This is a genomic window from Rhodococcus sp. IEGM 1351, from assembly GCF_030056875.1.
Lineage (GTDB): Bacteria > Actinomycetota > Actinomycetes > Mycobacteriales > Mycobacteriaceae > Rhodococcus_F > Rhodococcus_F opacus.
On the sequence record NZ_JASHKU010000002.1, the window covers coordinates 596898 to 605113 of the forward strand.

Consider the following 8216-nt stretch of genomic DNA (forward strand, 5'->3'; position numbering starts at 1 on the left):
GACTAGTCTCGAATGACTATGCGCCGCCCTCGCCGATCCGTCGCCCCGCTGGGGTCGTGGTTGCTCGGATCACCGGACGAGAGTCCCCGCAGGCGGCGTATCCGTGTCCAGCTGCTACTCACCGCCCCGCTGGTGTTCACGAACCTGGTCGGCGCGGTGATCACCTGCCTGCTCGTCAGTGTCGTCGTCCCCGGCCCGAGTGTGTGGTCGAGCGAGTTCATGATCGCCAACTTCGTCGCGGTGCCCGTGTTCGTGCTGTGCGCGGTCCTGATCGGCGTGACGTGGGGCACCAAACGACTGGTGTCGGATCTCCGGTGGGCCACGGAGGACGACGCGCCCACGGACCACGACCGGTCGGCGGCGTTTCGCGCACCGTGGCGTCTGACGCGTGTCCAGGCGGCGTTGTGGGGCATCGGGCTGGTCTTCTTCACGACGCTGTACGGCCTCATCGATCCCCAGACCATTCCGAAAGTCGCATTCACGATTGCGTTGGCCGGGATCACGGTCTGCGCGTTCTGCTACCTGCTGACGGAGTTCGCCCTCCGCCCCATCGCCGCCCGGGCACTGGGATCGGACGGACCGCGTCCCCGCCGAACCCTGGGCATCACCGGCCGCACCGCGCTGGCGTGGATCCTCGGGACGGGTGTTCCGGTGCTCGGTCTGATGCTCATCGCGATCTTCAGTTTCATCCGGCCGGCGAGCCCGACCAGCCTCGCGGTGTCGATCCTCGCGCTGGGTGGTGTGATCCTGCTCTTCGGCCTGCTGCTGGTCGTGATCAGCGTGCGTGCCACCGAGGCGCCGATCCGCTCGGTGTCGCTGGGCATGGCGAAGGTGGCGGAGGGCGATCTCGACGCCGAGGTCGTCGTGTACGACGGCACCGAACTCGGCGCGCTGCAGACCGGGTTCAACCGGATGGTGGAGGGACTCCGCGAACGTGAGCGGATCCGCGACCTGTTCGGGCGCCACGTCGGGCAGGAGGTGGCCTCCCAGGCCCTGCGGCACAACCCCGAACTCGGCGGCGAGGAACGTGACGTGGCGGTCCTGTTCGTCGACATCATCGGGTCCACCACGATCGCGGCCACCCGGTCGCCTGCGGAGGTCGTGGACCTGCTCAACCGGTTCTTCAACGTGGTCGTCGACGAGGTCGATCGGCGAGGCGGGTTCGTCAACAAGTTCGAAGGTGACGCCGCGCTGGCCATCTTCGGGGCACCCGTGGCGCTCGACGACCATGCAGGTGCCGCGCTCTCCGCCGCTCGGGCCCTCCGCGAACGGCTCACCGCCGAGGTCCCGGAGTGCGATGCGGGAATCGGGGTGGCGGCGGGTCGCGCCGTGGCCGGAAACATCGGAGCCCACGAACGGTTCGAGTACACGGTGATCGGCGATCCCGTCAACGAGGCAGCGCGGTTGTCCGAACTCGCCAAGAACGTGTCCGGACACGTCGTCGCGTCCGAGCGGGCGATCGACGCGGCAGCCGAGGACGAACGCACACGGTGGCAACTCACCGACACCGTCACCCTGCGCGGCCGTGTCGAACCGACCACGCTGGCCGTTCCGGCCGAACTACTCCCCGCCGGTTCCGCCGTCGACGATGAGGGCGCCGACGCCGTCGAGTAGCCGGGCCAGCCCGAATTCGAAGGCGTGGGCGGGCGCGTACGCGGCGTCGTGGTGTTCCCCGGCGGAGGCCCCGACCCGGGCGGCCAGCGGGAACCGGTCGGGGTCGAAGACCTTTTCGAAGTGCGGAGCGACGCGCTGCCACCATTCACGGTCCGCCTCCCCCTGGGCGGCGAGCGCGGCCGCGTCCACCGCGGCCCGCGCCGCGCCCGCGATGAAACTGTCGAGGAGCGTGACGACCGAATCCATGTCGAGGTCCGACAGTCCCAGTCCCTCGACCGCGCGCAGTTCCCGCTCGTACTTGGCCATCCCGCCGGGCCCGAGGACCGGCCGGCTCAGCGCGACGACGCCGAGCATCCACGGGTGGGCGCACAGCAGATGGAAATAGTCGTGAGCGGCGGCCGCGAGACGCTCCCGCCACCCCGCTTCGGTGTCGTCGGCCGGCTCGAGGGTGGACAGCGCGCGATCGAGCATCACCTCCACCAGTTCGGTCTTCCCGGGAACGTGCGTGTACAGCGACATCGCCCCGGCGCCGAGTTCGGCTGCCAGCCGGCGCATCGAGACGGCGTCCAGCCCTTCGGCATCCGCGACGGAGATCGCGGCCTCGACGATCCGGTCGAGCGTCAGGCCCGGCTTCCCGTTGCGGGGGCGAGAGATCGGTGTACTGCCGCCACCCCAGAGCAGCTCCATGGTGCGGGCGGGGTCGCCCTCCGGTGTCGCGCTTCTACCCATGCCGAGATCTTCCCACGGCGCCCGGGAACAATTCCGTCCGCCGCCTCGTTGACGTACGGCGTACTGTAAACCAGGCGAAAGGCGCAGTAGTGACAGCAGGGCCCATCCTCGCCGCCTGTGCGGCCACCTTCGTGCCGTCCGATCCTCCGCGCGACTCCCGCCTGGCGTTCTGGCGTGATTCCCCGGACGGGCCGCTGCCACCGAGTATCGATTCCCACACCCGGATGGCAATCGGAAGCACCGTGGAACGCGTTCCGACGCAGAGCATCTCGCTCGCCGAAGCGTTGCCGATGCTCCTGGCACTGCGACCCGGCGAGACAACGCATCGATCGGTCGCGTTCTGGGCCGCCTGCACCCGGACCGCTCTCGGATACGTCGGGGCGGGCAAGATCCTTCCCGCGGTTGCGCCGAGTGGCCGCGACCGCTGGCGGCTCGGCGTCCTCGACGACGAGGACGAATCTCATCTGCGCCTGCTGGCCGCCGCCCTCCCGCCGGAAGCGCGCGCGATTCCACTCGGGGATCCGTCCGCCGCCGGAGTTCGCCTCCCCGCCGCGGTGGACGTGCTGCGCGACTTCCTCACCGCTGCCGTCGACACGATCCCGCGACTCGACTCACCGGCCGACGCCGGACCCTACCGGGGATGGAACGCCGAGACCTTCCCCGCACTCCGGGCGTGGGCGGACGCCCTGGCACCCGATGCGATCGCGCTGTCGTTGCGGATCGACCCCGTCGATCCGCACGCGGTCGACCTCTCGGCCGGCGAGTTCGACGCGACAGTCCAGGTGCACGGTGTGGCGCGGCCCGGGGTGGTGTGCGACGCCGTCGACCTGTGGCGGCATCCGACGCTCGCCGAGTCCGCGTTCGCCGCCGACCCGCGGATCGAGGTTCTCGACGCCCTCCGCCGCGCGGCCCAGGACTGGGCGCCGCTCGAAGACCTGCTGCGAGCCGAGGCGCCGCACCGCATCCGGCTCGAGGACGACGACCTGGCGTCCCTCGCCGGGGACGCCGGCCGTCGGCTGCGTGAGCGTGGACTCGAGATCCATTGGCCGCGCGAACTGGTCGCCCGCACCTCCACCCGCATGATCCTCGGCGAGCCCGGGTCCCGCGAGGGCGCAGCCGCTTTCGGCGGCGACCGCGTCTTCGACTTCGACTGGCGCGTGGCGGTGGGCGACGACGTTCTGACTCGCGAGGAAATGGAGGAGCTCGTCTCGGCGGAGCGCGCCGTCGTGAAACTCCGCAACCGATACGTCGTCGCGGACTCGGCGTTGATACGAAAGACCCTCCAGCGGCGGACCGGAACGATGACGTCCATCGAGGCCCTCCGCGCGTCGCTGACCGGCCGGGCCCGGCGCGGCGAGGAGGACGTCCGCGTCGACTCCTATGGAGCGGCCGCGGCGGTGGCGCGTGAGCTGTCCGACCAGGATCCGGAGGCCGTGCCGGTCCCCGCAGCCCTGCGCGCGCAGTTGCGGGACTACCAGCTGACCGGATTCCGCTGGCTGGCCGGGCTCACGTCACGAGGCCTGGGCGCCTGTCTCGCCGACGACATGGGCCTGGGAAAGACGTTGACCCTCATCGCACTTCACCTGCACCGACAGCAGACACCGCAAACGGCAGGACCCACGCTGGTGGTCTGTCCCGCGTCTCTGCTCGGAAACTGGCGACGGGAGATCGAACGCTTCGCGCCGGGCACCGGCGTCCTCGTCCACCACGGTCCGAAGCGGCGCCCTCCCGGTGAGACGGTCGCAGGCGGCAGCGACACCGTCGTCCTCACCACGTACGCGACGATGCGGCTCGATTGCGACGTACTCGCCCGGACTGTGTGGGGTCTGGTCGTCGCGGACGAGGCGCAACACCTGAAGAACCGCGCCGCGTCCGTCACCCGGGCACTGCGGACGATTGCGGGACAGGCCCGCGTCGCGCTCACCGGGACACCCGTGGAGAACAGGCTCAGCGACCTCTGGTCGATCCTCGACGGCGTCACACCGGGCCTCCTCGGTCCGTACGCGCAGTTCCACCGCCGCTACGACGGCTCGGCCGCCGAGGACGGCGCCGACCGCGCGGCGGAGTTGGCGGCGTTGATCTCGCCGTTCGTCCTCCGGCGCACGAAGTCCGATCCGGGGATCGCCCCCGAGCTTCCGCCGAAGACGGAGATCGACCTGGACGTCACGCTCACCCCGGAACAGGCCGGAATGTACGAGGCCCTCGTGCGCGAGGCCATGGAGCAGATCGAGACGAGCGACGGCATCGGGCGGCGCGGCAGCATCGTGTCGCTGCTGACGGGACTCAAGCAGATCTGCAATCACCCCGCCCAGTACCTCGGGCAGGAGCACGCCGCGCTCACCGGCCGCTCCCACAAGATCGGTCTGCTCGACGAGCTGATCGACACCAACCTGTCGGAGGGCGGGCGTTCGCTCGTCTTCACCCACTTCACCACGATGGGACGGCTGCTGCGGCGGCACCTGACGGCGCGAGGAGTGGGCTGCGAATTCCTGCACGGGGGCACACCCGTCCCCGCCCGGGAGGAACTGGTCGAACGCTTCCAGAACGGCGACATTCCCGTCCTGATCCTGTCCCTCAAAGCCGCCGGTACCGGGTTGAACCTCACCCGGGCCGATCATGTCGTCCATTTCGACCGCTGGTGGAACCCCGCGGTCGAGGACCAGGCCACCGACCGCGCGTACCGCATCGGGCAGACCCACCCGGTCGTCGTCCACCGGCTCGTCACCGCCGGAACCATCGAGGAACGCATCGCCGGCATGCTCGCGTCCAAGCGGCAGCTCGCCGACTCCGTCCTGTCACACGGTGCCGACGCCTTCACCGAACTGACCGATCGCGAACTCACCCGGCTGGTGGCGCTGAGCCCCGACTACGACTTCGGAGGTGATCTGTGAGCGACGCCGTCACGCTTCCCCGCTTTCCGGCGCAGAAGGGCCGCCGCACCCGCGGCCGGACCTGGTGGGCGCAGCGATGGGTCGACGATGTCGAGCAGGCCGCACTCGACTCGGACACGCTGAAACGCGGACGCGCCTATGCCCGTGGTGGACTGGTCGGTCCGCTCACGTTCGCGGCCGGGCTCGTCTCCGCGGACGTGCACACGGACGAGGAGAGCCTGCACGTGCGGATCCGGGTGGACCAGCTGGACGAGCGCCAGTGGGGCGAGGTGCTCGCGACCCTCGCGTCGCGGAGCGGTCACGTCGCCCAGTTGTCGAGTGGGACGCTTCCCCGCGAACTCGACGACGACCTCGCTGCCGTCGACGCGTCCCTCGTGCCGTCGATGTTCGACGCCGACGCGACGTGCACCTGCGAGGAGTGGGACGTGCCGTGCCGCCACGCTGCCGCGGTGCTGTATCAGGCCGCGTGGGTGCTCGACGACGACCCGCTGCTCTTCTTCCTCCTGCGCGGACGGGAGGGACAGGAGGTTCTCCAGCTCAGGCACGGCGCACACGAGGAGACGTCTCATTCCTCGTTCGATGGTTCGTCCGCCCCGGTGTCGGCGTCGGACGCCTACGCCGCAGTTCCCGGACCGCTTCCGACGTCGCCTCGTTCCGGCGGAATCCTGGTACGCCCACGTTGGCTCGACGACGCTCCCCCCGAGGTTCAGGCGGACGCCGTGTGGTCTGCGATCGTCACTGCGATTTCGCGATACGGAGACCGTGTCTGAGGTCGTCCGACGGTCCGGGCACGAGGCTCGGTGCGACCACCCGGGCCCCGGTCGCCGGATACGGCGTGCAGATCTGGGCGTCGTGCACGAAGCACCAGCGCCAGTTGTCCCCCGCGTGGAGCGACTGGACGATCGGATGACCGCTGCGTTCGGCGTGGTGTCGCGCGTGCCGCATCGGTGATCCGTCACTGCATCCGACATAGCCGCACGTCAGGCACAACATCAGGTGCTCCCAGCGGGTACCGAGCGTGAGACAGCCCTCGCACCCGTCCGACGTGTGCGCGACGACATCGCGAATCATGTTCAGATCGGGATCGTGCCAATTATTGGATTGGGTCATAGTTCCACCCCTCAGTTACCAAGAGTGGCGGCTGATCCGTCTCCCCACATGGTCACGGCGGAACGAAAGAATCCACCGAAATCCGGCCTCAGCGGACAGCGTCCCGGTTTCGACGGCGCAAAACGGGGTAGTTCCAAGCCATGGATCTGGAAGCAGCCCCAGACCCGAGGGTGGATCACACGCCGCGGGCGACGAACCTGTCCGCGGTCTTGGCCGTCACCGCGCACATGCACGACTGCGGGAATCGGGACGAGATCCTCGCCCTGCTGGTCGAAGCTCTCCCCGAAGTCGGTCCCTTCACGGTGGAACCCGTGTCGGCTCCGACGGGCGAACGCCACGACGACGACGTCTGGCGACACCGCGTGCTTTTCGACGATTCGTGGTCGAGGCCGGTGTCGCTCACCCTGCGGGCCGACTACCCGCCTACCCCGGTGCAGGCCACGCTGCTCGAGTTGTTGATTCAGCACACGGGGTCGGCCCTGCGCGCCGCATCGCTCCGCTCCCGGGCGGCCACACAGGAACGTCAATTGCGCGAGGCCGCGGACGAGATCACCGCGCTCGGCGCGCGGGTCGCGCGGCTCGAGGAGGAAGCGAAGATTCAGAACACGTTCGGACGCCTCGCCGCGACCGGCGCCGACGAGACCGCCATCGCCGAGACCCTCCACCACGTGACCGGACTTGCCGTCGGGATCGAGGACGCCTTCGGCAATCTCCGCGTCTGGGCCGGCCCGGACAAGGCCCCGCGGTACCGCAAGATCGGCGGCGGGAACCGACTCGACGTCCTGCGCCGTGCCGCGATGGAAGGGCGCCCGCTGCGGCACGACAACCGGATCGTGCAGATAGTCCGGCCCGGCCAGACACTTCTCGGCGTTCTGTATCTGTCCGACCCGGAACATCGGGCCACCGACCTCGACACCGCCGCCCTCGAATACGCCGCGACGATGCTCGCCGTCGACATGGCGCATCGCAGATCACTCGCCGAGGCGGAGGCGCGGCTGAGCCGCGACCTGGGCGCCGACCTGCTCGGCGGCACCGACGACGACAGCGCCTATTCCCGGGCCGACGCACTCGGCTACGACCTGCACACCCCGCAACGCGTCCTGGTGGTCCGCTGGGGGCCGGACACACCCGTCGAGTCCGTCGCGGAAGCCTTCCGGCGTCACCTGGCGTCCTCCGACTCGTCGGCGCTCCTCGTCCACAACACCGAGCACCGAACCGGGGTCCTCGCCGCCGTCATGGATGCGAAGACAGATGTGAACATCATCTTCACAGCGCTGGAGAAGTCACTCGGCCCCGCGATGGGAGTGATCGGTGTCGGATCCGAATGCACCTCCCCCAGTGGTCTTCCCGACTCGTACACCCACGCGATACGGGCGCTCGAGATCAGACAACAGTCGCTGTCGCCCCGTGGGGTGGCGCTGTTCGACGAACTCGGCGTCTACCGGATCCTCGACTCGCACAGCAGCACCGGAGACGTCGAGGCATTCGTGCAGGAATGGCTCGGCCCGCTGCTCGACTACGACCGGGAACACCGCAGCACGATGACGGCCACACTGGCCCAATACCTCGAATGCGGAGGCAAGTACGACGAGACCGCGCAGGCACTCAGGATCCACCGCAGCACCCTGCGATACCGGATGTCTCGCATTCACGAACTGACCGGGCGTGATCTCCGCAGCGTCGACACACGCCTGAATCTTCATCTGGCGTCCCGCGCACTGCAGGTCCTGGCCGGGGGTGCGTCGGGGTGAAAAGACAGGCGCGGCATGGGTGTTCGTGCCCGGGAATGCCGAAAGCCCCCCAACATGGTTGGGGGGCTTTCGGTAACGGATGTTCGGCGGTGTCCTACTCTCCCACACCCTGTCGGGTGCA

6 protein-coding genes are annotated in these 8216 nt (G+C 69.3%); 4 read left to right on the top strand and 2 right to left on the bottom strand.

What is annotated here, in order from left to right:
- Positions 1-18: 18 nt before the first annotated feature.
- On the top strand, positions 19-1614 hold the full coding sequence (locus QM806_RS05970) for an adenylate/guanylate cyclase domain-containing protein (protein WP_005262057.1): 1596 nt from the start codon (positions 19-21) through the stop codon (positions 1612-1614).
- Here the strand turns inward: QM806_RS05970 and QM806_RS05975 are convergent.
- Positions 1561-2343, bottom strand: coding sequence for a TetR/AcrR family transcriptional regulator (locus QM806_RS05975; RefSeq protein ID WP_005262058.1), 783 nt, complete (start codon positions 2341-2343; stop codon positions 1561-1563). The two genes, QM806_RS05970 and QM806_RS05975, sit on opposite strands and share 54 nt — an antisense overlap.
- 89 nt (positions 2344-2432) lie before the next feature.
- Here QM806_RS05975 and QM806_RS05980 point away from each other — a divergent pair, with 89 nt between their 5' ends.
- Together QM806_RS05980 and QM806_RS05985 are read left to right on the top strand one after the other, a co-directional pair.
- On the top strand, positions 2433-5234 hold the full coding sequence (locus QM806_RS05980; protein ID WP_064080149.1) for a DEAD/DEAH box helicase: 2802 nt from the start codon (positions 2433-2435) through the stop codon (positions 5232-5234).
- Positions 5231-6004 carry an SWIM zinc finger family protein gene (locus tag QM806_RS05985; protein ID WP_005567422.1) on the top strand — a complete coding sequence of 258 codons (774 nt, stop codon included), beginning with the start codon at positions 5231-5233 and terminating at the stop codon, positions 6002-6004. The genes QM806_RS05980 and QM806_RS05985 overlap by 4 nt, the downstream gene beginning before the upstream one ends.
- On the opposite strand, the gene QM806_RS05990 is transcribed toward QM806_RS05985, so the two are convergent.
- Complete coding sequence (locus QM806_RS05990) at positions 5970-6344, bottom strand: UBP-type zinc finger domain-containing protein (protein WP_005262064.1); 375 nt, start codon at positions 6342-6344, stop codon at positions 5970-5972. The genes QM806_RS05985 and QM806_RS05990 overlap by 35 nt on opposite strands.
- A 140-nt stretch (positions 6345-6484) precedes the next feature.
- Between QM806_RS05990 and QM806_RS05995 the strand changes: the two genes are divergently transcribed.
- Positions 6485-8095 carry a PucR family transcriptional regulator gene (locus QM806_RS05995; RefSeq protein WP_283290717.1) on the top strand — a complete coding sequence of 537 codons (1611 nt, stop codon included), beginning with the start codon at positions 6485-6487 and terminating at the stop codon, positions 8093-8095.
- The last annotated feature ends 121 nt before the right edge of the window (positions 8096-8216 follow it).